The sequence below is a fragment of the Streptomyces sp. NPDC048612 genome (genome assembly GCF_043199295.1).
Classification (GTDB): Bacteria; Actinomycetota; Actinomycetes; order Streptomycetales; family Streptomycetaceae; genus Streptomyces.
The window spans coordinates 240,530-265,953 of the sequence record NZ_JBICVV010000009.1 but is presented as its reverse complement, the minus strand read 5'-3'; the positions used below and the strand labels follow the sequence as shown (position 1 = coordinate 265,953).

Sequence of the window (25,424 nt, the reverse complement as noted above, 5' to 3'; positions counted from 1 at the left end):
GGCCCCGCCATGTCCGCACAGCCGTCCTCAGAGTCCGCAGCGTCCCCGGCGCGTGCGCCGTTCGACCCCCGCGACCCCCTGGGCCTCGACGATCTGCTGTCCGACGAGGACCGTGCCGTACGGGACACCGTCCGCCGGTGGGCCACCGACCGCGTGCTGCCGCAGATCGCCGACTGGTACGAGCGCGGCGAACTGCCCGGCATCCGCGAACTCGCCCGCGAACTGGGCTCCCTCGGCGCGCTCGGGATGTCCCTGACCGGCTACGGCTGCGCGGGCGCCTCCGCCGTCCAGTACGGCCTGGCCTGCCTGGAGCTGGAGGCCGCCGACTCCGGTATCCGCTCGCTGGTCTCCGTCCAGGGCTCGCTCGCCATGTACGCGATCTGGCGCTTCGGCTCCGAGGAGCAGAAGCAGCAGTGGCTGCCGCGGATGGCGGCCGGCGAGGTCATCGGCTGCTTCGGCCTGACCGAGCCCGACATCGGCTCCGACCCCGCCGCGATGCGCACCCACGCCAAGCGCGACGGCGGGGACTGGGTGCTCAGCGGCCGCAAGATGTGGATCACCAACGGCTCGGTGGCCGGAGTCGCGGTCGTCTGGGCACAGACCGACGACGGCATCCGCGGCTTCGTCGTCCCCACGGACACTCCCGGGTTCTCGGCCCCCGAGATCAAGCACAAGTGGTCCCTGCGCGCCTCGGTGACCAGCGAACTCGTCATGGACGACGTACGGCTGCCGGCCGACGCGGTGCTCCCGGAGGTCACCGGGCTGCGGGGCCCGCTCGGCTGTCTCAGCCACGCCCGCTACGGCATCGTCTGGGGCTCCATGGGCGCCGCCCGCGCCAGCTTCGAGGCGGCGCTGGACTACGCGAGGACCAGGGAGCAGTTCGGCAAGCCGATCGGCGGCTTCCAGCTCACCCAGGCCAAGCTCGCCGACATGGCGGTCGAACTGCACAAGGGCATCCTGCTGGCCCACCATCTGGGGCAGCGGATGGACGCGGGGCGGCTGCGCCCCGAGCAGATCAGCTTCGGCAAGCTGAACAACGTACGGGAGGCGATCGAGATCTGCCGCACGGCCCGGACGATTCTCGGTGCCAACGGGATCTCGCTGGAGTACCCCGTCATGCGGCATGCGACCAACCTCGAATCGGTGCTCACCTACGAGGGCACCGTCGAGATGCACCAGCTCGTGCTGGGCAAGGCGCTCACCGGTCTGGATGCCTTCCGGTGAGCGGCCTCGCCCGCTGAGCGGGACGCCGCACCACCCGGGGACCGGTGCGCCGGTGGCGGTTGCCGCGGGCGCCCGGACCCCCGGCAGGACACACGCGGGTCGTGCTCAACTCTGGTTGAAGAAACCGCCGTTGCGGTGGCCGCGGGCCTCACCGCTGACCACCCGGTAGTCGGCGGGGGTCAGCAGGAACACGCGGGTGGCGACCCGCTCGATCGAACCGCGCAGCCCGAACGTCAGGCCGGCCGCGAAGTCCACCACCCGCTTGGCGTCGTCGGGCTCCATGGCCGTCAGGTTGACGATGACCGGGACGCCGTCCCGGAAGAGCTCGCCGATACCGCGGGCGTCCCGGAAGCTCTCCGGGGAGACCGTGGCGATGCGGGTGCCCTGGTCCTGGGCGGCCTCGTCGGCCACTCGGACCCGGGGGTCGGTGACCCAGGGGCTGTCGACCGAGTCACCGGCATCGGGTCCCTCGGCGTAGTCGTCGTCGTAGTAGCGCTCGTCATCACTGTCGTCGACGAGGCCAAGCCAGGCACTCGCCTTGCGCACCGATCCCATTGACGCCTCCTCTCACCCGCGGTCTCTGCGTGTCCGCCCCTATCGTCGTTCATGAGGCGGAGGGTGTGCCAAGTGGATAGCCGCCGCACGGGGGGTTCGTGACACATCTGGTGCAAAGGGGGTGGCGCAGCATCAGGTCACGCGCCCCGTAACGAAACTGACAGTACGACGAACATCACGGTCGGTACTCTATCGGGTGAGAGGGGTCGGGCGCGCGGACAAAACGGAGCGGACTACCGGGTCGGTTCATGCACGGGACCAGGGCAAATGCCAAGGGCCTCGGCGGGGGCCCGCGGGATAGCCCGATGATCGGGAGACTGGCCCATCGGAGGGGTGTTGACGCGGCGGCGGATTCCGACCTGTGTCCACCGGACCCGCTTCCCTCGAAAGTCGCCCAGGCCGATTGTCGGACGATGCCGGCCGGAATCCGGCGTTCCGGGCGGAGTTCGCGCCCCCCTTCCGGGGCGCCGGGCACCACCCCGGCCACTGCGGAAGGCCATCGGCAACGGGCGGTACGGGAAGCCACGAGGCGGCCCCCTATGGCGCGACGCACTTCGTGGCGCTCACCAGGAGCGGGGTGCACCGTACGGAGTACTCCGGCAGGACGCTTCGCTCGCACGTGGCGGAGGCGCGGAACCGCGGCGTGCGCTGCGCCGTCCAACCCGCGACCGAGGGGGTCAGCGCCGCCCCGGCAGCCGTCAACAGGGCTGCCGGGGCGGAGTGTTGGGGCGCCGGTGGTGTTGCCGCCGTATGTCAGCCGTGAGACATCCGTGCCGGACTCTTGCGCTGCGGGGGCGGCGCGCCCGACACTCCGCTCAGCGCTTGTCAGGGGCACGCTGAAAATGAACGTGCGGATTCCCACGTGCCCTTCGGCTGCGCCTCACGGGCTGCCCACCGGCGGCCCCCCGATCCCCTCGGAGGAATCAGTGAGGAACGCGCGCACCATCCCCCACAGCGGCGTGGCGAGACGTACCCGGCTGATCGCCGTGGCGTCCGGACTGGTGGCCGTCGGTGCCATCGCCATCCCGTCCGCCAGCGCACAGAACCCCGCCCCCGCGCAGAAGTTCAGCGCCGCCCAGCTCAGTGCCGCCGGTCAGGCGGTCCGTGCCGCGGACGTCCCCGGCACCGCCTGGCGGACCGACAGTGCGACGGGCACCCTGGTCGTCACCGCCGACCGCACGGTCTCCCGGGCGGAGATCGCCCGGATCGAGCGGGCCGCGGGCAGCAACGCCGACGCGGTCCGCATCGACCGCATCGCGGGCACCTTCCGCAAGTTCATCTCCGGCGGCGACGCCGTCTACGCCCCCAGCTGGCGCTGCTCGCTCGGCTTCAACGTCCGCAGCGGCAGCACCTACTACTTCCTGACGGCCGGACACTGCACCGACGGCAACCCGCCGTGGTACACCAACTCCTCGCACACCACGAGCATCGGTCCGACCGCCGGCTCCAGCTTCCCCGGCAACGACTACGGCATCGTGAAGTACACCAACTCCTCCGTGGCACACGCCGGCACGGTCGGCAGCCAGGACATCACCAGCGCCGGCACCCCGAGCGTCGGTCAGTCGGTCACCCGCCGGGGCTCCACCACCGGCACCCATAGCGGCAAGGTCACCGCGCTGAACGCCACCGTCAACTACGGCGGCGGCGACATCGTCTCCGGACTCATCCAGACCACGGTCTGTGCCGAGCCCGGCGACAGCGGCGGCCCCCTCTACTCCGGGACCAAGGCGCTCGGCCTCACCTCCGGGGGCAGCGGCGACTGCACCTCCGGCGGCACCACGTTCTTCCAGCCCGTCACCGAGGCACTCAGCGCCTACGGCGTGAGCGTCTACTGACGCCAGGCTGAGGCCGTACCGTCCCGGGCGCACGCATCCCGGGTCCGTACGGCAGGCTCCCCGCACCCCACGCCGGACCCGGCTCCGGCGGCACGAAGGGCCCCCGTCCGCCGGCGGACGGGGGCCCGGCCGCGTCCGTCCGCCCCGAGCCTCGACCGCCTTCCAGACCCGGGCATACCATGGTAAGTGGCGTGATCCGGACACGTGCGGCACATCTTCAGGGAGCCGTGATGGTCGAAGAACTGGTGGCGGCCGGGGTGGCACTGGCCTCCGTGGGCACGGTGTACCTCATGGCGGCGGCGCGGGTGGTCAAGCAGTACGAACGCGGGGTGGTACTGCGACTGGGGCGGCTGGCGTCCGAGGTCCGCGAGCCCGGATTCACCATGATCGTTCCGGTCATCGACCGGATGCGCAAGGTCAACATGCAGATCGTCACGATGCCGGTCCCGGCCCAGGAGGGCATCACCCGCGACAACGTCACGGTGCGCGTCGATGCGGTGGTCTACTTCAAGGTCGTGGACGCCGCCGACGCGGTCATCCGGGTCGAGGACTACCGCTTCGCGGTCTCGCAGATGGCGCAGACCTCGCTGCGGTCGATCATCGGCAAGAGCGAGCTGGACGACCTGCTGTCGAACCGCGAGAAGCTCAACCAGGGCCTGGAGCTGATGATGGACAGCCCGGCCATCGGCTGGGGCGTGACCGTCGACCGGGTGGAGATCAAGGACGTCTCGCTGCCGGAGACGATGAAGCGGTCGATGGCCCGCCAGGCCGAGGCGACCCGCGACCGGCGCGCCCGGGTGATCAACGCCGACGCCGAGCTGCAGGCGTCGAAGAAGCTGGCCGAGGCCGCCGCGGCGATGTCCGACCAGCCCGCGGCGCTGCAACTGCGGCTGCTGCAGACCGTGGTGGCGGTCGCCGCCGAGAAGAACTCCACCCTCGTGCTGCCCTTCCCGGTCGAGCTGCTGCGCTTCCTGGAGCGCTCCGGGCTGCAGGCCCAGGCGCAGACCGAGGCGGCCGAGGCGGAGCGGGTGAGCGCCGAACGGCCGCCCGCCGCGGCGCCGCCCCGGACGTCCCCGCCCGCCGTCGAGCACGACGCGGAGAGTGACCTCCCGCCGGCGCTGGCGGACCTCCCGCCGGTGGAGGATCTCCCGTAGGGGCCTCGCGCGGCGCGGGGCCCGCTGCCCGGAGGCGGCGGCTCCCGCGGGGCCGGGGCGGGTGGCCTTTGAGTCCCGGTCCGATGTCCGCCAAAGCGCCGTATGTCCCCCTTGATGGGGGTACATGCGGCCTTTTCGGGGGCCCAGGGGGCGGTTCCCGGCCGGTGTTTTCCGGCCAGCTATAGTCCTCACACATTGCCGTCCGCCGGGTGTCCCGTGTGTCCGTTGATGTCCGCACGCGGAGCCGAGGTGCGCGGATGTCGGTGTGGCCTTCGTGTGACGAATTGGTGAACTCCCGCGGAGGAGACCGGAACTCGGTCTTGTGCGCGAGTGTGGCGGATGGGAATACTCGGCTCACCTTGGCATGGACGCGACTCCTCGGGGCGCTGTTTCCCGGGGCGGACCGGTGCCAGTCCCGACCCCCTCACTCTCCGGGCCCGGACAACTCCCCACGGTTTCCGGGTTCTTCCCCCACGGGAGGCTCTGACTTGAAGCACCGTCGCATACCCAACCGGCGCGTCGTCCTCGCGGGCGCGGGAGCGCTCGCCCTCGCCGCGACCGCCACCGTCACCCTCGCCAACGCCAACGCGTCCCAGGACCCCGCCCCCAAGCCGGCGCTCGCCAAGCTGACCTCCGCGGCGGCGACCACCCTCGCCTCCCAGCTCAAGACGGACACCGCCGGTGCCTTCTACGACGCCAAGGCCAAGAAGCTGGTGGTCAACGTCGTGAACGAGACGGCGGCCAAGGCCGTGCGGGCCAAGGGCGCGGAAGCCAGACTCGTCAAGCACACCTTCGCCCAGCTCGACTCGGCCCGGAAGACGCTGAAGTCGAAGGCGACCATCCCCGGCACCTCCTGGGGCATCGACCCGCAGAGCAACAAGGTCGTGGTGACCGCCGACCGCACGGTCAAGGGCGCCAAGCTGGACCGTCTCACGAAGGTCGCCGAGAGCCTCGGCGGCAAGGTCGAGGTCCGCCACAGCAAGGGGAAGTTCACCCCCTTCATCGGCGGCGGCGACGCGATCTATGGGAGCGGTGCCCGCTGCTCGCTCGGCTTCAACGTCGTCAAGGACGGCCAGCCGCACTTCCTGACGGCCGGCCACTGCGGCAACGACATCAAGAGCTGGTCCGACAAGCAGGGCGGCTCGGCGATCGCCACCACCGAGGACTCCAAGTTCCCCGGCGACGACTACTCGCTCGCCAAGTACTCCGGCGACACCGCGCACCCGAGCGAGGTCGACCTCTACAACGGCAGCACCCAGAAGATCACCAAGGCCGCGGAGGCCACCGTCGGTGAGAAGGTGCAGCGCAGCGGTAGCACCACCCAGGTGCACGACGGCACCGTCAAGGCGCTGAACGCCAGCGTCAACTACCAGGAGGGCACGGTCGAGGGTCTGATCCAGACCGACGTCTGCGCCGAGCCCGGCGACAGCGGCGGCGCGCTCTTCGACGGCGAGACCGCCCTCGGCCTCACCTCCGGCGGCAGCGGCGACTGCTCCAGCGGCGGCGAGACCTTCTTCCAGCCGGTCACCGAGGCCCTGGAGGCCTACGGCGCGGAGATCGGCTGACCCGCAGGCACACCCCGCACCGGCCCGGCGCACGGTGCCCGGTCCCGGACCCGCCCATGGTCCGGGACCCGGCACCGTCCCGCGGCGCTCAGCCGCCCGGGGCCGTGTCCCGGCCGTCGCCCGGCCCGAACGTGGCCAGGGCCTCCTCGGCCGAACACCGGGCCCGGACATAGGTATCCGCCCACGCGGCCGCCGACGGAGAGTCCGATTCCCGGGCGATCCGGGCGCAGGCCGCCTCGTGATCGAAGGCCGTATGCCGCAGTGTGACCGCTCCGCCGCCCGGCCCCAGCAGCGCCCAGTGCGCGCCCGGTCTGCCGTACGGCATGCCGACGCTCCCCGGATTGACCACCAGCCGTCCGTGGGTGAACCGGACGAACGGCATATGGGTGTGCCCGCAGACCACCGTCCGCACCGCATCGGGCACCCCCTCCAGAACCTCCGCCCAGCGCTCGGGCCGGGAGTCGACCAGCGCGATCTCGGTGTCGTCGCGCGGGGTGGCGTGACAGAACAGGACCGGCCCCAGCCCGGCCACCTCCAGCGTCGCGGTGGCGGGCAGCGACCCCAGGAAGTCCAGCTCCTCCGGGCCGAGCCGGCCGGCCGCCCAGGCGTCCATCGGGTCCCCGGGCACGGCCCCCGTCCGGGTGGCGGCCATCTCGCGGTCGGCGTTGCCGCTGATCCACACCGCCCGGTCGCCGAGGGCGCGCAGCCGCGCCAGGGTCTGGCGGGGGAGCGGCCCGGCGAGCAGATCGCCGGTCAGCACGATGCGGCCGGCGGCGCGGACGTCCGGTTCGTCGAGCACCGCCTCCAGCGCCGGCAGCACGGCATGGATGTCGGAGAGCACCGCGACGCCCGCGCCGGCGCTGGTGGGGGAAGCGTCCATGCGCCGAGCGTAAGGACCGCCGACGCCCCCTCGCACACGAAATCCCCGGGCACCGCCGTCCGGTGCCCGGGGATCTGAGCCGTGGTCCGGTCAGAAGTTGAAGACCGAGCCGAGACCGTCGGCCATCGCGCAGGAGTTGGCGAAGGTGTAGGAGTACGAGACCCGCTTGCCCTGCCACACGCCGTCGGCGGTGACCACGAAGGGGTTCCACTCCCGGGTGCACAGCCGGTCCGACGCGGCGGTGGTCACCGCGTTGAAGTCACCGGCCACCGTGCGCAGTTGGGCGCAGGCGGCTTTCGGGTCCGGGTGACTGCCGGTCGCTCCCGGCATACAGCTGAGCGTCACGGCGCGCTGCACCGTGGCGGTCGCGCGGCTGTCGCCCTGACCGGTCGTCAGCACCAGTGCCGTCGGGGCGTAGAGCCCGCCGGTCCGCGTGGGCTGCGCCGGTGCGGCGACGGCGTGCGCGGTGGTGGCGAGCGTGCCCATAACCAGCGCTGCGCCAAGCGCGACCGCCCCAGTGATGTACCGCATGACGAACACTCCCTTGCTCGAAGGTGCAGATACCGGACGGGAGTCTGGCCCAACTGCACCCCGAAAGCACCCCGATCTAGCAAGGAGCGATCGCTTTGAGTCGTTAGGTGAAAGCTCAGAGTAATGGCGCGAACCGGCCGGGGGTGGTGCGGGACGGCCGGGGGAGAGCTGTGCGCGGCCAGCGGGGATGACGCCCCCGGCATGCCCCGGGCAAAGGCCACTCGGCCACGGAACGACGGAATCCGGCCGCCGACCGGTCGTTCGGGCGGGTTTGGATCTCCGGCGATTGGCCGAAGAGGGGGGCCGGAGGGACCCTCCGTGCTGCCCCGGGCGCCGATGGCGGTAAGAACCGGCCGCCCGCCGGTCGCCTTACCGGGCCGGTGTGCCCGTCACGGCGTTCGCCCTCACCGCCTCCGGCCGGCCGCCGCCGCGCCGCCCTTTCCCTCGCCCCGCCGACCCGGATTTCCCTCGCTTTCCCGCTCGTTCTCCGGGTACGCCCCGCACGCCGCGTCCAGTTCCGGCAGCCCCGCCGTCAGCGCCCGCAGGGCCCGCACCGCCAGGGTGGCGGGCCCCCGCGGCCCGTCCGGCGCCGCGTCTCCCGCCGCCCACTCCTCCACCGCGACCCGCATCGCGGTGTTCGCGGCGGCCGCGGCCAGCCGCACCTGAAGCGGGCCCGCGCCGGTCAGCCGCGCCAGCACCGGCCGCAGCGCCTCCTCGGAGTCGTGGTGCACCCGGTGCCAGGCCGCGCGCAGCGCCGGCTCGCCCGGCGCCACCCGCAGCAGCCCGCGGGTCCAGCGCAGCGCCTCGGCGGCCGGCTCGTCGGCGGGCGTCAGTGACCGCCGGGCCGCCCGCTCCAGCACCTCGCGCACGGGAAGCGCCTCTGCTTCCGCCGGGGGCGTCGCCAGATCGTCGAGCCACTCCCGCACCCCGTTGGCGAGCAGTGGCACCACCGCCTCCTCCTTGGTGCGGAAGTAGCGGTAGAAGGTGCGCAGCGCGACCCCGGAGGCGCGGGCGATCTCGTCGGCGGTGACGGCGGCGCCGCGCTCCGCGAACAGGGCCGCCGCGGTGCGGGCGATCTCCAGCTGGGTCTCGGCCTTGCGCCGCTCGGTGAGCGAGGGGCGGGGCGGCGGGGCGGTGCGGGGCGCGGTCGGCATGGCGTCAGTCTACGGAGTGCCGTGACAGACCGGCATGACGGGCGAAAGTGGCACGATGTGCCATATGCGCGTTAGCGTGCTCGGGCACCTCGAGAACGGAGCTGGACCATGAACCGCTTTGACGGACGCCGCGCACTGATCACCGGAGCCGGCTCGGGCATCGGCCAGGCCACCGTCCACCGCGTCCTCGCCGAGGGCGGCCGGGTGGTGGCGGCGGACATCGACGCCACGGGGCTGGGCATCACCGCCGACCGCGCCGCCGCGGAGGGCACCGACGGCCGGCTGGAGACCGTGGTGCTGGACGTGGCCGACGAGGCCGCGGTCCGCGCGGGCGTCGCCACCGCGGTGGCCGGCCTCGGCGGCCTGGACGTCCTGGTCAACGCGGCCGGCATCCTGCGTGCCGCACACACCCACGAGACCGGCCTGGACCTCTTCAACCAGGTCCTCACGATCAATCTGACCGGCACCTTCCTGATGATCCGTGAGTCACTGCCCGCCCTCCTGGAGGGCGAGGCGCCCGTCGTGGTCAACTTCAGCTCCACATCGGCCTCGTTCGCGCACCCGTACATGTCGGCGTACGCGGCGAGCAAGGGCGGCATCCAGTCCATGACGCACGCCATCGCCAGCGAATACAGCAAGCAGGGACTGCGCGCGGTGTGCGTGGCACCGGGCTCCATCGCCAGCGGCATGACCAGCGGCCCGGTACCGGGACTGCCCGACGACGCCGACATGTCCCTGTTCACCAAGCTCTTCCCCGCCATAGGCGAGGGCTTCGCAGGCCCGGAGACGGTCGCCGGCGTCATCGCGATGCTCGCCTCACGGGACGGCGCGTTCATCACCGGCACGGAGATCCGGATCGATGGGGGGACGCATATGTGAGCAGGGGGCGGGGCCGGGCTTCTCTTGCGGGGATCACGGCTGGGGGAGGAGGGTGCTCGGGTGGGCGGCGGTGGTGTGGCTGACCGAGGACTTCGTCGTAGGTCTGCCCGAGCCGGTATCTGGCTTCCCGGACGGCGCCGACCGCGGAACCCCGCTTTCCCGTGTGCGCGGATGCCTGTTGTGAATCGCTTGCGGCTGCTATCGAGCGTCCCGCAGCCCGCGCATTCCTTCAGGTAGGACACCAGGTGCTCGCGCGAGTCGGTTTGAGGAGCTTCGCCTGTCCGCGTGGTCAGTGCGCGGTAGCGTCGCCGAGAGAACCCATCAGGGAAGGAACGGTCACCGGATGCCGCACAGGACTGATGTCGCCGACAGGCGCGGCCTGATCCTCGACTTCGCCGGGGTGCTTACCGCCAGCCCAGTTGATGTCCACCGCGCCTGGTGCGTGTCGGAAGGGCTGGCTCCGGGCGCGTGGCGCAGCACTCTCAACGATCACCCAGAGGGCCGGCGTCTGTACGCGGCTCTGGAGATCGGGGAGATCGGGCAGGCCGAGTGGAACGAGGGCACGGCCGCACTGTTGGGTGCACATGTGGACCCGGTGAATCTGATGGGGCGGGCCTGGGCCGGGGTGCCTGCGGCCCGGCGCATGGCCGCGCTCGCGCGTGCCGCGCGTGGCGCCGGTCACCGTCTCGCCCTGCTGTCCAACAGCTTCGGCCTCGAGCCGTTCAATCCGTACGAACACGTCGGCATCTGGGATCTGTTCGACGTCCATATCGTCTCCGAGCTGGTCGGGATGGCCAAGCCTGACCCGGCCATCTACGAGCTCGCCCTGGAACGGATCGGGCTGTCCGCCGAGCGGTGCGTGTTCGTGGACGATCACGCGGTGAACCTTCCGCCGGCGGAAGGTTTGGGCATCTCCACGGTCCATGTCACGGACGAGGACGCGGCCGTGACCGAGCTGGAGGCCTTCCTCGGTGTCACGGCGGTGCTCGCCGCGTGAGTCCAACTGCAGCCTGAGTAAAGGCTGTCAGCCCCGGCGCTCCTGCCAGTGCTGTCCGTGTGGGGCCCCTCACGCGGAGGTTCTGGGGCATGCAGTGGTCGGAGTACACCAACTCTGAGCGCTCGACGCCTGCTCGTCGTAACGGTTGAGGGCCGTGACCAGGGCACGCACCGCGGGGTGGGAAGCCCGGTTGGCGGGGCAGGTCAGGCGGGGCTCTTGTCCTTCCCGCGGGAGACCGAAAGGACCAGTGTGAGCAGGGTCCCGCCCGCTGCCCAGGCCGACAGGACCAGGAGTGGGCCGGTGAGGGCGTTGCCGTGGAAGTAGGCGAGGGAGCGGGCTGCCCAGGTGCCCGCGCCTGGGGGGAGGGCCGGGCCGATGGCGTGCCAGAACGGGGGGAGCAGTGGGTAGGGGTAGGCGCCGCCTGCGCTCGGGTTGCCGAGGATGACGATCAGCAGGATCGCCAGGCCGATGCCGAGGATGCCCAGCAGGGCCTGGCAGGCCAGCGTGGTGGCGCCCACCGCGAAGACGGTCAGGGCGCCCAGGCCCCACAGTCCGAGGAAGGTGCCGGGCAGTGCGCCGAGGACCGGCCCGACGATGATCGTCCCGGCCAGCCCGGCGGCGAGCGCGTACACCGCGAGCGCGGCCAGCCGGATGACCGCCCGGTGCCCGTTCGAGGGGCGTGCCCCGGCGCTGATCGCGAGGATCGCGGCGCACAGGTAGCCGCCCACGCACCAGCCGACGACGAGGTAGAAGGACGACAGGCTGCGGCCGTCGCCCGGGGCGGCGGGGAGCACGTCGACCGTGCGCACGGTGCGGTGCCCGGCCTTCTCGGCGGCGCGGACGACCTGTTCGACCGCCTGGGAGAGGGAGGCGCCGCCGCCACTGGCGACCAGCAGCCGGTCGGTGTTCCCCCGCGGGTCGACGATCAGCGCGCCGTCGAGGGTCCGGTCCGCGATCCGCTGCCGGGCGGCCCGTTCGGAGGGCGCCGGGCGCGCGTCCAGGGGAGAGCCGGGCAGCCGGTCCAGCTTGGCCACCAGCTGCGCCCTGGTCTGCGCGGGGGCGACGACGCCGAGGGGCATATCGGTCGGCGCGGGGTGGTGGAAGGCGCCGGTGTACGACGTGATGAACGCGATCATCAGGCCCAGGACGCCGAGCACCAGCAGCGCGGCGTGGGGCGTCACCGCGCTCTTCACCTCCCCGAGGAAGGTGGTGCGGGTGCCGTCGTCCGTCGTGGCCATGCCTCGCTCCTCGCCACACGTCGGCGGCCGGTTCGGTGCTTTGGTGCCCTTATCTTCCGGTTGGCGGCAGAGGTCCGCAGATCGGTGGGGCTGATCGGCGGACCGGTGGGCGGCCGCCCGTACGTCTTCGTACGAATGTTCGATGAGCGGGTTATGGTGGAGAGGAGGAACGGGGGACGCAAGGTCAGCCGGGGGCGGGTGAGGTGCAGGAGGTGCGGATGCCCGGGTTCACGCATCTGCACACCGCTTCGGGGTTCTCCCTGCGCTACGGCGCCTCCCACCCGGAGCGGCTCGCCGAGCGGGCCGCCGAGCGGGGGATGGACGCCCTCGCCCTGACCGACCGGGACGGGCTCTCCGGGACCGTACGGTTCGCCAAGGCCGCGGCCGAGGCCGGTATCCGTCCGCTGTTCGGCAGCGAACTCGCCGTGGCGGAGCGGGAGGCGGCGCCCACGCCCACCGCGCGCCGCCGCACCCCGGTGCGCGGCGGCGCCTTCCTCGACGAGTCCGCCGCCCGCGCCGTCTTCCTGGCCCGCGACGGGGCGGCCGGCTGGGCCGCCCTGTGCCGGCTGGTCTCGGCCGCCCACGCCGGGCAGGGTGAGCAGCCCGTCCTCCCGTGGAGCGCCCTGGAATCCGTCACGGACGGACTGACCGTGCTGCTCGGACCGGACTCCGAGGTCGGCCGGGCGCTGGCCGCCGGCCGCCCGGACCGCGCCGCCCGGCTGATCGCCCCCTGGCGCGAGCTGTACGGCGAGGCGCTGCGCCTGGAGGTCGTCGACCACGGCCGGTCCGGCAGCGGACCCGGCTCCCCGCGGCTGGCCGCCCGCACCCTCGGCTTCGCCGTCGACCAGGGCCTCCGCGCCGTCCTGACCAACGCGGTCCGCTACGCCGACCCCGGCCAGGGCCCGGTCGCCGACGTCCTGGACTCCGCCCGCCGGCTGGTGCCGGTGGACCGGCGCCGGCCCGAGGCCTGGGACAGCGGGGAGCGCTGGCTCAAGGACGGCGCCACGATGCGCCACACCGCCGAGCGGATCGCCGAGGCGGCCGGCTTCCGGCGCGACCTGGCGCACCGGCTGCTCGCCATGACCGAGGAGGCCGCCGGGGAGTGCCTGGTCGACCCGCAGGACGACATCGGGCTGGGCCGGGTCCACTTCCCCGAGCCGCGGCTGGTCGGTGCGGGCCACCGCACCGCCGCCCGGGTGCTGCGCTCGCGCTGCGCCGCCGGCATGGTGCTGCGCGGCCACGACCACGACCGCGCACGCTGGGCGCGGCTGCACGACGAACTGCGCACGATCGAACGGCTCGGCTTCCCCTCGTACTTCCTGACGGTCGCTCAGGTCGTGGACGACATACGGAAGATGGGCATCCGGGTCGCGGCCCGCGGGTCCGGTGCCGGGTCCTTGGTCAACCACCTCCTGGGCATCGCGCACGCCGATCCGGTCGAGCACGGGCTGCTGATGGAGCGGTTCCTTTCCGAGCGGCGGGCGGCGCTGCCGGACATCGACATCGACGTCGAGTCCGCCCGCCGGCTGGAGGTCTACCGCGCGATCTTCGACCGGTTCGGCGCGGAGCGGGTCGCCACCGTCTCGATGCCCGAGACCTATCGCGTACGGCACGCCGTACGGGACGTGGGTGCGGCCCTGGGCATGGACCCGGCGCGGGTGGACCGGCTGGCCAAGGCCTTCCCGCACATCCGCGCCCGCGACGCGCGGGCGGCGCTGGCCGAGCTGCCGGAGCTGCGCGGGGTGCGGGAGGCCGGCGGCGAGCAACTGTGGCCGCTGGTCGAGGCGCTGGACGCGCTGCCGCGCGGGATCGCGATGCACCCGTGCGGGGTGCTGCTGTCGGACGTCACGCTGCTGGACCGTACGCCGGTCGTGCCCACCAGCGCCGAAGTCCCCCATAGCCTTAAGGGCATGGGAGGTGCCCCCATCGCCATGTCCCAGTTCGACAAGGAGGATGTGGAGGACCTGGGGCTGCTCAAGCTCGATGTGCTGGGCGTGCGGATGCAGTCCGCGATGGCGCACGCGGTCGCCGAGATCGGCCGGGCCACCGGGCGGCGGATCGACCTCGACGACCCCGCGCAGGTGCCCCCCGGCGACCCCGCCACCTACGACCTGATCCGCTCGACCGAGACGCTCGGCTGCTTCCAGATCGAGTCGCCGGGCCAGCGCGACCTGGTCGGCAGGCTGCAGCCGGCCACCTTCCACGACCTGGTCGTCGACATCTCCCTCTTCCGGCCGGGTCCGGTCGCCGCCGACATGGTGCGGCCCTTCATCGAGGCCCGGCACGGCCGCACGGCGGTCCGCTATCCGCACCCCGACCTGGAGGAGCCGCTGCGCGAGACCTACGGGGTGGTGGTGTTCCACGAGCAGATCATCGAGCTGCTGCGGATCATCACGGGCTGTGCACGGGACGAGGCCGACGAGAAGCGGCGGGCGCTGTCCCGTCCGGAGCTGCAGGGCCGGGTGCGCGCCTGGTTCGCGCAGTGCGCCGAGCGGCGCGGGTACGCACCCGACGTGATCGCGCGCACCTGGGAGATCGTCGAGGCCTTCGGCTCGTACGGCTTCTGCAAGGCGCACGCGGTGGCCTTCGCGGTGCCCACGTACCAGTCCGCCTGGCTCAAGGCGCACCACCCCGCGGCCTTCTACGCCGGGCTGCTCACCCACGACCCGGGGATGTACCCGAAGCGGCTGCTGCTCGCGGACGCACGGCGGCGCGGGGTGCCGGTGCTGCCGCTGGATGTGAACCGGTCGGCGGTCGCTCATCGAATCGAACTGGTGTCCGGTGGGGCTTCCCGTGGCGACGGCCCGGGGGACTCCGCGGTCTGGGGGCTGCGGCTCGCGCTCTGCGATGTGCACGGGATGAGCGAGGCCGAGGCGCGGCGGATCGAGGCCGGGCAGCCCTACCGCTCGCTGCAGGACCTGTGGCAGCGGGCCAGGCCGGGCCGCCCGGTGGCCGAACGCCTCGCCCGGGTGGGCGCGTTGGACGCCTTCGGAGCGAACCGCCGGGACCTGCTGCTGTACGTCGCCGAGCTGCACCACCAGGGACGGCGGGCGCCCGGCGGCCAGCTGACGCTGCCCGGCCGGACCCTCGACGGGGCGGAGGCGGAGCCGGTCGACGCGGTCGAGCCGGCCGGGCTGCCCGACCTCGGCGACATCGAACGGCTCAGCGCCGAACTGGGCGTCCTCGGCATGGACACCTCCCGCCATCTGATGGCCGACCACCGGGAGTTCCTCGCCGAGCTGGGCGCGCTGCCGGCCCGGCTGCTGCGCGACGCCCGGCACGGTGAGACGGTGCTGGTCGCCGGGGCCAAGGCGGCCACCCAGACACCGCCGATCCGCTCCGGCCGCCGGGTCATCTTCACCACCCTGGACGACAGCACGGGGCTGGTCGACTGCGCCTTCTTCGACGACAGTCACGCGGCCTGTGCGCACACGGTCTTCCACTCCTGGCTGCTGCTGGTGCGCGGCACGGTCCAGCGGCGCGGCCCGCGCAGCCTCAGCGTGGTCGGTGCCGCCGCCTGGAACCTCGCCGAGCTGGCCGAACTGCGCCGCGAGGGCGGGCTGGAGGCGGTCGCCGCCCGGCTCGCGGCGGAGCCGGACACGGGGGGCACCCCGGAGCCGGAGACGGATGCGGCGGGGCCGGGCCGGGGGCCGGGCAAGGAGCCCGGTGCCGACCGGGAGCCCGAACCGGCCGCCGCCCCGGGCCGCACCATCCGGCTGGAGACCGGCTACGAGATGCACCCGTGGGCCGACCTCCAGCCGCCCGGCGAACGCGCCGCCACCGGCCGGAAGCTGTGGCACTCCAGCCCGGGGAGCGCGGGATGACCCCCGCGCCGCGGCCCCCCGCCGCACCGCCGGACGCCTCCGGCGCCCCGCGGCGGCCGGGCCTGCTCCACGTACGGTTCCGGACCGCCGACGGCACCCCCGTGAGCGCCGGGTGCTTCGAGCAACTGCTGGGTCTGCTGGGGAGGTTCACCCCGGTGGTCGAGGCGCTGCCGCCGGACGCCGCACTGGCGGACGTCCGCGGTGCGCTGCGCTACTTCGACCGGGACGCGGCGGGCCTCGCCGAGCTGGTGCGGCTGCGCGCCCTGGCCTGGTACGGCGTGCGGTGCACGATCGGGATCGGTGCCAACCCGCTGCTCGCCCGGATGGCGGCGCAGGGGGCGGCGCCCGGGGAGATCCGGGCCGTCCCCGACGACACCGGCACCGTCGCCGCCTTCCTCGACCGCCGGCCGGTCTCGGCGCTGCACGGCGTCGGTCCGGCGACCGCGCGCGCCCTGAGCGCCTACGGGCTCGACAGCATCGGCCGGATCGCCGCCGCACCGCCCGCGACGCTCCAGCGCATCCTCGGCGCCCGGACGGGCCGGATCGTGTACGAGCGGGCCCGCGGTATCGACCCGACGCCGGTGACACCCAACGCGGCGGCCCGCTCGATGGGCGCCGAACACCGCTTCGCCCACGACGAGCTGGACCCGGCCCGGCGCCGCCGGGCGCTGCTCTCGCTCGCCGACGGCCTGGGGGCCCGGATGCGCGGGAGCGGGCAGGTGGCCCGCGCGCTCACCCTCACCGTCCGTTACGCCGACCGCTCCACCACGACCCGCACCCGGCGCCTGGACGGGCCGACCGCGCACGGGCCCGCGCTGACCGAGGCGGCCTACGCGCTGCATGCCGCGCTCGGGCTGCAGCGGGCGCGGGTACGGTCCGTGGCGCTGCGCGCGGAGGATCTGTGCCGCGCCGAACGCGCCGCGCGGCAGCTGACCTTCGACCCGTCCGACGACAAGGCGCACCGCATCGAGGTCGCCGTCGACCGGGCCAGGGCGCGCTTCGGGCCCGCGAGCGTACGGCCCGCTGCGGCCCTCGGCCGGACCACCCGCACCTCACCGCACCCGGGCGCGAAGCCCTCCGGTCCCGGGGGCCCCGGGCCTCAGCCGTAGAGCCGCTCCGCGTACCGGGGGCCGTAGTGCTGCTCCAGCTCCTCCAGGGGTACGTCCTGGGCCTCCAGGCCCTTGACGATCCGGGCCCGTGAGGGCAGCGCGTCCGGCTGCCAGGTCTCCGGCTTCCACAGTTCCGAGCGCAGGAACGCCTTGGAGCAGTGGTAGAAGACCTCCTCGACCTCCACCAGGAGCGCCAGCCGCGGGCGATGGTTCCTGACGATCAGCTCGTCGAAGAACGGGGCGTCGCGCAGCAGCCGGGCGCGGCCGTTGATGCGCAGGGTGTCACCGCGCCCCGGGAGGAGGTAGTTCAGCCCGACCTGCGGATTGGCGAGGACGTTCATCCAGCCGTCCACGCGCTTGTTGCCGGGGCGGTCCGGGATCACGAGGGTGGTGTCGTCCAGGACGTGGGTGAAGCCCGCGGGGTCGCCCTTGGGGGAGGCGTCGCACCGGCCCTGCGCGTCCGCGGTGGCTATCACGCAGAACGGCGACTGGGCCAGCCACTGGCGGTCGAGGTCGTGCAGCCGGTGGCGGGTCTTGTGCGCCGCGTGGGCGCTGGGCTCACCGAGCAGCTCGCGCAGCTCCGCCGGCGACTCGATCTCCACGACCCCGGTCAGGTCCGCCGTTCCGGCCGTCTCCATCGGTGTTCCCCCTCATGTCGCGTGCCTGGTCGGGCAGTTGACGACTCTACGGGACGGCACTGACAGTCGCCCCGGCCGCGACGGACGGGGCGTCATGCAGGCACAGAAACCGCGCGTCGCACCCCGGGCGTCCGGTGAGGGTTGTGTGGTGCTTCCTTCACCGTCACACCGCTGGTCCACCGTGCTTACCCAGCCGTAACTTACCTGTCAGTCAACTGCGTTGGCCCTTGCGATCCGGATCGCGTGAACGGCTCACCGAGCACTTCGGAGTCCCCTCACCCCGCAAGGAGCATCGTATGAAGCTGCGCTGGTCAAGAACGCTCACCCTGCTGCCCGCCCTCGCCCTGGCATTCGGCGTCACCACCGTCCCCGCTGCCGCCGCCCGCCTGTCCTCCGCCACCCCACAGGCCGGAGAGGCGGCGCAGCGCACCGCCGTCAGCAGCGGCTGGAACAACTACTCCTGCAAGCCCTCCGCCGCCCACCCGCGGCCGGTGATCCTGGTGCACGGCACCCTCGGCAACTCCGTCGACAACTGGCTCGGCCTCGCGCCCTACCTGGTGGCCCGCGGCTACTGCGTCTTCTCCCTGGACTACGGCCAGCTGCCCGGCGTCCCGTTCTTCCACGGGCTGGGCGCGGTCGACGCGTCCGCCGGGCAGCTCGCCGCGTACGTCGACCGGGTGCTGGCCGCCACCGGCACCGGGAAGGCCGATCTGGTCGGCCACTCACAGGGCGGCATGATGGCGCGGGTGTACCTGAAGTTCCACGGCGGCGCGGGCAAGGTCAACACGCTGGTCGGGCTGGCCCCCGACAACCACGGCACCGATCTCAACGGTCTGACCCGTCTGCTCGACCACTTCCCCGGCGCCAAGAAGTACCTCCACGAGCTGACCCCCGGGCTGGCCGACCAGATCGCCGGCTCCGAGGTCCTCAACCGCCTCAACGAGGGCGGAGACACCCTCCCCGGAGTGCACTACACGGTGATCGCGACCAAGTACGACGAGGTCGTCACGCCCTACCGGAGCGCGTTCCTCGACGGCCCCGGCGTCCGCAACGTGGTGGTCCAGGACCTGTGCGCGCTCGACCTCTCCGAGCACGTGGCCATCGGTCTCGTCGACCGCATCGCCTTCCACGAGACGGCCAACGCCCTCGACCCGGCCCACGCCACCCCGACCACCTGCGTGTCGAACTGACCGGAGGCCGGCCCGGCCCGCCGCTTCTGCGGGGCCGGGCCACGCTCCGTACGGGGGGTGCCGGTCAGTCGATGGCCAGCAGGGCGTCGGTGCACCGCTCCGCCAGGTCCTCGGCGTGCGGGGGCAGCGGTGTGCCGCCGCGCAGATGGCGGCGCACCAGCGACAGCGGGAGGTCGACGGCGGCGAGCGTCACCCGGTCGAAGCCCTCCCTGCCGTGCAGCCCCAGCGCCCCCGCGAGCGCCGCCAGGGCGGCCCGTACCCGCATGTTCCCCTCTTCCGCGCGCACCAGATGCGCGTCGGACCAGTCGTCCCGCCCGAACTCCCGGGCCCCGTACAGCAGCAGCGCCGCCTCGGCGGGGTGCGCACGGCTCCACGCCACGACGTGCCGGGCGGCGGCCCGGCCCCCGGCGCGCGGGTCGTCCGAGGATTCGAGGGCCTCGAAGTAGCCCGCCTGGAAGCCCTCGACGGTGCGCAGCCACACCTCGGCGAGCAGCGCCGTGCGGCCGGGGAAACGGTGGTAGAGCGAGCCGCTGGGCGCGCCGACGGCGGCCGCCACCGCCGACATGGTGACACCCGAGGGCCCGGACTCGGCCGCCAGCCGTACGGCGGCGTCGAGGAGCTGCGCGGTGTCGAACCGGGATGGCCTGGCCATGTTCTGGAGGTTACTCTCCACTATATTGGAGAGGCGCCTCTAGAATGGGGCGCGGACGGCCGTGGAAGGGCGCGAGGGGCTGCGACGTGCGTGAACGGGCCGGTACGGGCACCGTGCCCGGACCGCCCGCCGGAGCCGGCACGTCCGGACACCGTGCCGTCTCACCGGGTGACGCGGCGCAGCGTCAGGAAGCCGACGGCCGCGCAGGCGAGCCCCGCGGGGATCAGCAGCAGCCGTCCGGAGAAGGCCAGCACGGCCGCCGTCAGCAGGGCGCTCAGGCACCCGCCGCACCACAGGGGAGTGCGGCGGGGCAGCAGCACCAGCGCGGCGGCCAGGCCGGCGAGGGTCACCGCCGCCAGACAGGTGGCGGTGGCCCTCATCAGGAGGTCCAGGTCGGCGCCGCCGAGGCCCGCCGCCGCGCCCACGAGCCCGGCCGCCCCGCCGAGCACCGCCAGCGACCGCCGCGGCACCTCACCCGGCGCCCCGCCCTTGGCCAGCCCGCGCGGCGCCGCCCCGTCCCGGGCGAGCGCCGCACCCAGCCGGGAGGCCCCGGCCAGGTACGAGTTGACCGCGCCGAAGGTCAGGAAGAGCGCCGCCACGGCGGCCACCGGCCGTGCGGCGCCGCCCACACTCCGGAGGAGCAGCTCGGTCAGCGGGGTGTCGGTACGGGCCGCGGCCGGCCCCAGCACACCGATCGTGGTCACCGCGAGCCCCAGGTAGAGCACGGTGATGACGGCGAGCGTACGGCGGGTCACCCGCGGCAGGTCCCGCCCGGGGTCGGCGAACTCGCCCGACAGATGGCTGGCCGCCTCCCAGCCGGCGAACGCGAAGAACAGCACCCCGGCAGCCGACCCGACCGAGGTCCAGCCGCCGGGCAGGAACGGGGTGAAGTGGGCGGCGGACACCTGCGGGGCGGCGGCCAGCACCGTGCCCAGCAGCACCACCGCCAGCAGCCCGCCGAGCAGCAGCTGCACCCGGCCCGACATCCGTAGGCCCACCGCGTTGGAGACCAGCGCCACCGCCACCACCGCACCGGCCACGACGACCGCGCCCGTACCGCCCCAACCGGCCGCGCCGGCCACGTACTTCCCGCCGATCCAGGCCGCCGAGACCACCCCGATCGGCACCGCCCCGTAGAACCACCACCCCACCACGGCCGCCGCCCGCGGCCCGACCGCCCGGTGCACATAGGTGGCCACGCCACCGCCGTCGGGGAACCGTGCGCCGAGCGCCGCGAACGAGGCGGCCACCGGTACGCACAGGGCGAGCAGGACCACCCAGGCCAGCACCGAGGCGGGGCCGGCCGCCGCGGCGGCCAGGGACGGCAGGGTCAGGACGCCGGGGCCGAGGACGGCACCGGCGCACAGCGCGGTACCGCTGCCGACGCCCAGCCGCCGTACATCCGGTCGTCCGGATGCAGGAAGCAATGTCTGTTGTACGGTCACAGTCGCCGAACGTAACCGTTGGATTGATCAAAAAGAGTTCTCGCCGAACATAATTCGGCAGCTGCGGCACCATGGGGGTCATGGACGACATTGATTCGGCGATTGTCCGCGAACTCCAGCGCGATGCACGGCAGACCAACCGCGACCTGGCCCGCCGGCTGGACATCGCGCCCTCCACCTGTCTGGAGCGGGTCCGCGCCCTGCGTGCCCGGGGAGTGATCACCGGCTATCGCGCGACCGTGGACCTGCGCGCCCTCAACCGGCCGGTCCAGGCACTGCTCACGGTCCGCATCCGCCCGATGAACCGCGAGGTCATCGAGCGCTTCAAGGCCTTCCTGACGTCCCTGCCCGAGGTGCTGAACGTCTATGTCGTCGCGGGCGGCGACGACTTCCTCGTCCATGTCGCCGTCCCCGACGTCGACCGGCTGCACGCGCTGCTGATGGACCAGGTGTTCAAGCGCCGGGAGGTCGTCGACTGCCGCAGCTCGGTCATCTACCAGCACGTCGCCAATGACATCATCGAGGCGCTGCCGCCGAACGGCTCGTGACAGGGCGACGCCGCCCCCGACGTGACGAAGGGGATGGCGCCGCCTCCCGGCCGCGGCCGGGTGCCGGACTCAGCCGCGGTGCCGGGCGGCCCGGCGGCGGGTGGTGGCGAACACGACCCCGGCGCCCAGGGCGAGCACCGCGGCGCCGCTGACGGCGAGCGGGGCGGTGGAGCTGTCGTTACCGGTCTCCGCCAGCCGCTGACCGTCGACCGGCTCGGAACTGCCGTTGGCGTGCGGGGCGTTGGCCGCCGCCGCGTCCGCGTGGGCCGGTGCGCCGGCGGACTTCGGCCGGGCGCCGTTCTTGTGGTGCGTGGTGCCGCAGTCGTCGTCGTGGTGACCCGTGCCCACGGTCGACTTGGACGCGCCGTCCTCGATCTGGGATTTGCTCGGCGCGGAGGCGGTCGGCGCGGGCGCCGTCTCGGACTTGGCGGTGGTGCCGCCGGCCTGCTTGCCGAAGACGACGTCGGAGCAGGTGTAGAAGGCCTCGGGGCTGTCCGACCGCTGCCAGATGCTGTAGATCAGGTGGCGCCCGGACCGCGCCGGCACCTTGCCGTCGAAGACGTAGTCCCCGTTGACCATCTTCGGGTCGCTGACCTTCGCGAACGGCTTCGACTCCAGGTCGGACCACTTCAGCGGCTTCTTCGGGTCGTAGCCGTCCTTGGTGAGGTACAGCTCGAAGTAACCCGCGTGCGGCGCGGTGCCCTTGTAGCGGAAGGTGTGGTTGCCCGCCTTCATCGGGGACGACGGCCAGTCGGCGCGGGGCAGGTCCAGGCCCTTGAACTCGGGGCTGTTGGCGCTGCACAGCTTGCCGTCCGGGATACGGGTCCGGGACTGGCCGCCCGCGTTGCCGTCCCGTACGCCGTTCCAGTCGTAGAACGCCTGGGCCCCGCCGGCCTGCACGGCGGCCTTGCACGCCGCGGACTCCGGACTCTCGGGGCCCTCCGCGTAGCAGGCCGACACCCGGCTGACCGGGTCCGTCATCGAGCCGTGTGCGGCGGCCGGGCCCGCGGTGAGCACGGTGAGCGCGAGCGGGGCGATACCGGCCAGGGCGATTCCGGTGGCCTTGCGACGAGCGGTCATGGTGGGGGTCTCCTTCATCAGGTGCATCGAGCGGGGGTGGCGGGGGAGCGGTGGGGGGTCGGGACACAGCACGCCGGCGCCGCCCCCGGTGACCGGCGCCGGCGGTCTGCGACCCGCCTTACGAGAAGCACGCTAGCCGCGCTGAACAGCGGTTTTGGCGGCTGAAGGGCGATCCTGAAGATCCTTATGGTCGCTTTAAGGAGCCGCTAAGCGCGCCCTCATACAGGCGGGGAGGAAACGGGCATCGCCGGGTGGTGAGCGGTTCCCGTACCGGTGGCCGGCGTGGTCCGGCGGAGTCGGTGCCGCTGCCGGATGCGGCTCTCGGGCCGTGCGGGCAGCGGGAGTTGTGCGCGGCGGCAGGAGCCGTCAGCGGTCTTCGGTGCCGGTGGTGTCGGCCGGGCCGCCGAGGTCGTCGAGGCTGTCCAGGAGCGCGCCCACGTCGTGTGCCGGTACGGCTCCGGGTACCGACCGCAGCGGCTGCTCGGCCCAGATGATCTTTCCCTGGGGGGTGTAGCGGGTGCCCCAGCGCTCGGCGTACCGGGCGATGAGGAACAGGCCCCGGCCGCCCTCGTCGGTGGTCCGCGCATGGCGGAGGTGCGGTGAGGTGCTGCTGCTGTCCGACACCTCGCAGATCAGGGCCCGCGCCCGGATCATCCGCAGGCCGATCGGCCCGGCGGCGTGCCGGATGGCGTTGGTGACCAGTTCGCTGACGATCAGCTCGGTGGGGAAGACGAGGTCCTCCAGGCCCCACTCCGCGAGCCGGGCGGCGGCGGACCGGCGGGCCTGCCCGACCGCGGACGGATCGGCGGGGATCTCCCAGGTCGCCAGCTGGGCCGGGGCCAGCGCCCGGGTGCGTGCCAGCAGCAACGCCACGTCGTCGACCGGCCGTCCGCCCGGCAGACCGCCGATCACCGTGTCGCAGAGGTCCTCCAGCGGGGCCTGCGGATCGGCCAGGGCGCTGCGCAGCCGGGCGATGCCCCCGTCGAGGTCGAGCGCCTTCCCCAGCAGCAGACCGTTGGTGTAGAGGGCCAGCAGACTGCCCTCCGGCAGCGGCAGTTCGACGGATTCGAAGGGCATCCCGCCCAGCCCCAGCGGCGGTCCGGTCGGCAGCTCCAGCAGCCGCCCGTCGCCCCCGGGGGTGATGAGCAGCGGTGCGGGGTGGCCGGCGCGGGCCAGCGTGCAGCGGCAGCCGACCGGGTCGTAGACCGCGTAGAGGCAGGTGGCCCCGAGGACCCCGTCGTCGGCGTTCGCGTCGTGGGCGACCCGGTTGAGCATGTCGTCCAGGTGTGCCAGCACCTCCTCCGGGGACAGGTCCAGGTCGGCGAGCGCCTGCACCGCGGCCCGCAGCCGCCCCATGGTGGCCGCGGCATGCACCCCGTGGCCGACGACGTCGCCGACCACCAGCGCGACCCGGGCACCGGACAGCGGGATCACGTCGAACCAGTCCCCGCCGACGCCGCTGAGCGAGTCGGCCGGCAGATAGCGGTAGGCCGCCTCCACCGCGCACTGCTCGGGCAGGTCGTGCGGCAGCAGGCTGTGCTGGAGGGTGAGGGCCGTGGTGTGCTCGCGGGTGTACCGGCGGGCGTTGTCGATGGACATCGCGGCGCGGGTGACGAACTCCTCGGCGAGCACCAGGTCGTCGGGCTGGAACGGCCCGATGTGCTGCCGGCGGGCGAAGGTGGCCGCCCCCAGGAAGACACCGCGCGCCCGGAGCGGCACCACCATCAGCGAGTGGAAACCCAGCTCCCGCAGGTGCGCCGCCCGGACCGGGTCGTCGGCCGCCCGGTCGCCGGCGGCCGGGTCCAGCGTCTGGAAGAGCGCGGAATCGCCCGCGACGAGCCCCGGCACGACGGGTCCCGACGCGGGGTAGACGGCCGCCTCCCCGATCGTGACCACCGCCTCGGGGCAGCCCTCGCGCACCGACTGCTGTCCCGCACGGCGCATGGCCAGCAGATCCGCGGCGCCGACCGGGTCGGGCGCCGGCTCCTCCCCGGAGAGCAGCGCGTCGAGCAGGTCGACGGTGACGAAGTCGGCGAGCCCCGGAACCGCCGAGTCGGCGAGCTCCTGGGCGGTCCGCCAGACGTCCAGGGAGCTGCCGATGCGCTCACCGGCCCGGTTCAGCAGCGCCATCCGCTGCCGCGACCGGTAACTCTCCGTGACATCGAGGACCATGTAGCAGACGCCCAGCACCTGCCCGGCCTCGTCCTCCAGGCGGAAGAACGAGGTGGAGTAGGCGTGCTCGCGCTGCGGATCGGACTGCGGGCGCCCGAGGTACTCGTAGCCGACCGAGGGGGTGCCGGTGCTCAGCACCTTGCGCATCTCCGCCTCGATGGCCTCCACGGCGAGGCCCGGCTGGACTTCCCCCAGGCGCTTGCCGAGGCGCTGCTCGCGGCTGGTGCCGCCCATCTCCTCCAAGGCGTTGTTCAGCCACACGAACTGCAGATCGGGGTTCACCATGGCCACGCCGATCGGCGACATGCCCAAGATGCCCTCCAGGAACGAGCGGCTCGCTCCTGACCAGGGCGTCTGCGTCATCTCGGCGGCGAGGACGAGGCGCGTGGAGTGCTCCTCGGCGACCATCAGCGGCAGTATCCGGAACTCCAGGTCGAGCCGGTGGCCGTCCTTGTGCCGTACGGCCTCCAGACCGCTCCAGCCCTCCGCCGCCGCCAGCCGGGACTCCCACCTGGCGTTCTGCTGCGCCCCGGGGGCCAGCCCCGCGAACAGCTCCGCCAGGGGCCTGCCGACGGCCTCCGAGACCCCATAGCCGAGCAGCCGCTCTGCCCCCCTCGTCCAGCCCCGGGCCACCCCCGCGCGATCGGCCATCACCACGGCCGTCCGCGTGAAGTCGAAGACGCCGTCCCCGGAGAGACGACTGCTCTGGGAGGCACACATATGACCGGTCCAATGCCGGTCCCACCGTGCGACG

20 protein-coding genes are annotated in these 25,424 nt (G+C 73.2%); 10 read left to right on the top strand and 10 right to left on the bottom strand.

Annotation, left to right across the window (positions count from 1 at the left end):
• Positions 1 to 9 precede the first annotated feature (9 nt).
• The gene (locus ACGFN2_RS16960; RefSeq protein ID WP_393360879.1) at positions 10 to 1,224 is read left to right on the top strand and encodes an acyl-CoA dehydrogenase family protein; all 1,215 of its coding nucleotides are present in this window, start codon (positions 10 to 12) and stop codon (positions 1,222 to 1,224) included.
• 105 nt (positions 1,225 to 1,329) lie between these two features.
• On the opposite strand, the gene ACGFN2_RS16955 is transcribed toward ACGFN2_RS16960, so the two are convergent.
• A complete protein-coding gene (locus tag ACGFN2_RS16955) occupies positions 1,330 to 1,779 on the bottom strand; it encodes a cell division protein SepF (protein WP_362608232.1) in 450 nt (149 codons plus the stop codon).
• 926 nt (positions 1,780 to 2,705) lie between these two features.
• Between ACGFN2_RS16955 and ACGFN2_RS16950 the strand changes: the two genes are divergently transcribed.
• The 3 genes from ACGFN2_RS16950 to ACGFN2_RS16940 all read left to right on the top strand — a co-directional run bounded on the left by ACGFN2_RS16950 (position 2,706) and on the right by ACGFN2_RS16940 (position 6,333).
• The gene (locus ACGFN2_RS16950) at positions 2,706 to 3,614 is read left to right on the top strand and encodes a S1 family peptidase (RefSeq protein WP_393360877.1); all 909 of its coding nucleotides are present in this window, start codon (positions 2,706 to 2,708) and stop codon (positions 3,612 to 3,614) included.
• 230 nt (positions 3,615 to 3,844) lie between these two features.
• A complete protein-coding gene (locus tag ACGFN2_RS16945) occupies positions 3,845 to 4,768 on the top strand; it encodes a slipin family protein (RefSeq protein ID WP_393360875.1) in 924 nt (307 codons plus the stop codon).
• 488 nt (positions 4,769 to 5,256) lie between these two features.
• Positions 5,257 to 6,333: a S1 family peptidase gene (locus ACGFN2_RS16940; protein ID WP_393360873.1), complete on the top strand. Its 1,077-nt coding sequence runs from the start codon at positions 5,257 to 5,259 to the stop codon at positions 6,331 to 6,333.
• Between the two features lie 88 nt (positions 6,334 to 6,421).
• On the opposite strand, the gene ACGFN2_RS16935 is transcribed toward ACGFN2_RS16940, so the two are convergent.
• The 3 genes from ACGFN2_RS16935 to ACGFN2_RS16925 all read right to left on the bottom strand — a co-directional run bounded on the left by ACGFN2_RS16935 (position 6,422) and on the right by ACGFN2_RS16925 (position 8,898).
• Positions 6,422 to 7,213 carry a metallophosphoesterase family protein gene (locus tag ACGFN2_RS16935; protein ID WP_393360871.1) on the bottom strand — a complete coding sequence of 264 codons (792 nt, stop codon included), beginning with the start codon at positions 7,211 to 7,213 and terminating at the stop codon, positions 6,422 to 6,424.
• Between the two features lie 90 nt (positions 7,214 to 7,303).
• Complete coding sequence (locus ACGFN2_RS16930; protein ID WP_362608222.1) at positions 7,304 to 7,744, bottom strand: subtilase-type protease inhibitor; 441 nt, start codon at positions 7,742 to 7,744, stop codon at positions 7,304 to 7,306.
• A 404-nt stretch (positions 7,745 to 8,148) separates the two neighbouring features.
• Positions 8,149 to 8,898 (bottom strand): TetR family transcriptional regulator, encoded by a 750-nt coding sequence (locus ACGFN2_RS16925; protein ID WP_393360869.1) that lies wholly within the window; start codon positions 8,896 to 8,898, stop codon positions 8,149 to 8,151.
• A 108-nt stretch (positions 8,899 to 9,006) separates the two neighbouring features.
• On the opposite strand from ACGFN2_RS16925, the gene ACGFN2_RS16920 reads away from it, so the two are divergent.
• Both ACGFN2_RS16920 and ACGFN2_RS16915 read left to right on the top strand, forming a co-directional pair.
• Positions 9,007 to 9,777, top strand: a complete 771-nt coding sequence (locus ACGFN2_RS16920) for an SDR family oxidoreductase (protein WP_362608219.1) — start codon at positions 9,007 to 9,009, stop codon at positions 9,775 to 9,777.
• A 343-nt stretch (positions 9,778 to 10,120) separates the two neighbouring features.
• Entirely contained in the window at positions 10,121 to 10,774 is a 654-nt protein-coding gene (locus tag ACGFN2_RS16915) for an HAD-IA family hydrolase (protein ID WP_362608217.1), read from the top strand.
• A 203-nt stretch (positions 10,775 to 10,977) separates the two neighbouring features.
• On the opposite strand, the gene ACGFN2_RS16910 is transcribed toward ACGFN2_RS16915, so the two are convergent.
• Entirely contained in the window at positions 10,978 to 12,012 is a 1,035-nt protein-coding gene (locus ACGFN2_RS16910; RefSeq protein ID WP_362608215.1) for a DUF3533 domain-containing protein, read from the bottom strand.
• Between the two features lie 218 nt (positions 12,013 to 12,230).
• Between ACGFN2_RS16910 and ACGFN2_RS16905 the strand changes: the two genes are divergently transcribed.
• Both ACGFN2_RS16905 and ACGFN2_RS16900 read left to right on the top strand, forming a co-directional pair.
• On the top strand, positions 12,231 to 15,836 hold the full coding sequence (locus tag ACGFN2_RS16905) for a DNA polymerase III subunit alpha (protein ID WP_393360866.1): 3,606 nt from the start codon (positions 12,231 to 12,233) through the stop codon (positions 15,834 to 15,836).
• Positions 15,833 to 16,945: a hypothetical protein gene (locus tag ACGFN2_RS16900; RefSeq protein WP_393360864.1), complete on the top strand. Its 1,113-nt coding sequence runs from the start codon at positions 15,833 to 15,835 to the stop codon at positions 16,943 to 16,945. Before ACGFN2_RS16905 ends, ACGFN2_RS16900 begins: the two co-directional genes overlap by 4 nt.
• Here the strand turns inward: ACGFN2_RS16900 and ACGFN2_RS16895 are convergent.
• Positions 16,936 to 17,583, bottom strand: a complete 648-nt coding sequence (locus ACGFN2_RS16895) for a pyridoxamine 5'-phosphate oxidase family protein (protein ID WP_362608211.1) — start codon at positions 17,581 to 17,583, stop codon at positions 16,936 to 16,938. The two genes, ACGFN2_RS16900 and ACGFN2_RS16895, sit on opposite strands and share 10 nt — an antisense overlap.
• Positions 17,584 to 17,879: 296 nt before the next feature.
• Between ACGFN2_RS16895 and ACGFN2_RS16890 the strand changes: the two genes are divergently transcribed.
• Complete coding sequence (locus tag ACGFN2_RS16890) at positions 17,880 to 18,773, top strand: esterase/lipase family protein (protein WP_393360862.1); 894 nt, start codon at positions 17,880 to 17,882, stop codon at positions 18,771 to 18,773.
• A 64-nt stretch (positions 18,774 to 18,837) separates the two neighbouring features.
• Here ACGFN2_RS16890 and ACGFN2_RS16885 read toward each other — a convergent pair whose 3' ends face one another.
• Both ACGFN2_RS16885 and ACGFN2_RS16880 read right to left on the bottom strand, forming a co-directional pair.
• Positions 18,838 to 19,425, bottom strand: a complete 588-nt coding sequence (locus ACGFN2_RS16885) for a helix-turn-helix domain-containing protein (protein ID WP_362608207.1) — start codon at positions 19,423 to 19,425, stop codon at positions 18,838 to 18,840.
• A 161-nt stretch (positions 19,426 to 19,586) separates the two neighbouring features.
• Positions 19,587 to 20,870 (bottom strand): APC family permease, encoded by a 1,284-nt coding sequence (locus ACGFN2_RS16880; RefSeq protein ID WP_393360860.1) that lies wholly within the window; start codon positions 20,868 to 20,870, stop codon positions 19,587 to 19,589.
• Between the two features lie 80 nt (positions 20,871 to 20,950).
• Between ACGFN2_RS16880 and ACGFN2_RS16875 the strand changes: the two genes are divergently transcribed.
• On the top strand, positions 20,951 to 21,418 hold the full coding sequence (locus ACGFN2_RS16875; RefSeq protein WP_362608204.1) for an Lrp/AsnC family transcriptional regulator: 468 nt from the start codon (positions 20,951 to 20,953) through the stop codon (positions 21,416 to 21,418).
• Positions 21,419 to 21,487: 69 nt separating this feature from the next.
• On the opposite strand, the gene ACGFN2_RS16870 is transcribed toward ACGFN2_RS16875, so the two are convergent.
• Complete coding sequence (locus tag ACGFN2_RS16870) at positions 21,488 to 22,498, bottom strand: lytic polysaccharide monooxygenase (protein ID WP_393360858.1); 1,011 nt, start codon at positions 22,496 to 22,498, stop codon at positions 21,488 to 21,490.
• A 366-nt stretch (positions 22,499 to 22,864) separates the two neighbouring features.
• On the bottom strand, positions 22,865 to 25,390 hold the full coding sequence (locus ACGFN2_RS16865; protein WP_393360856.1) for a SpoIIE family protein phosphatase: 2,526 nt from the start codon (positions 25,388 to 25,390) through the stop codon (positions 22,865 to 22,867).
• Between the last annotated feature and the right edge of the window lie 34 nt (positions 25,391 to 25,424).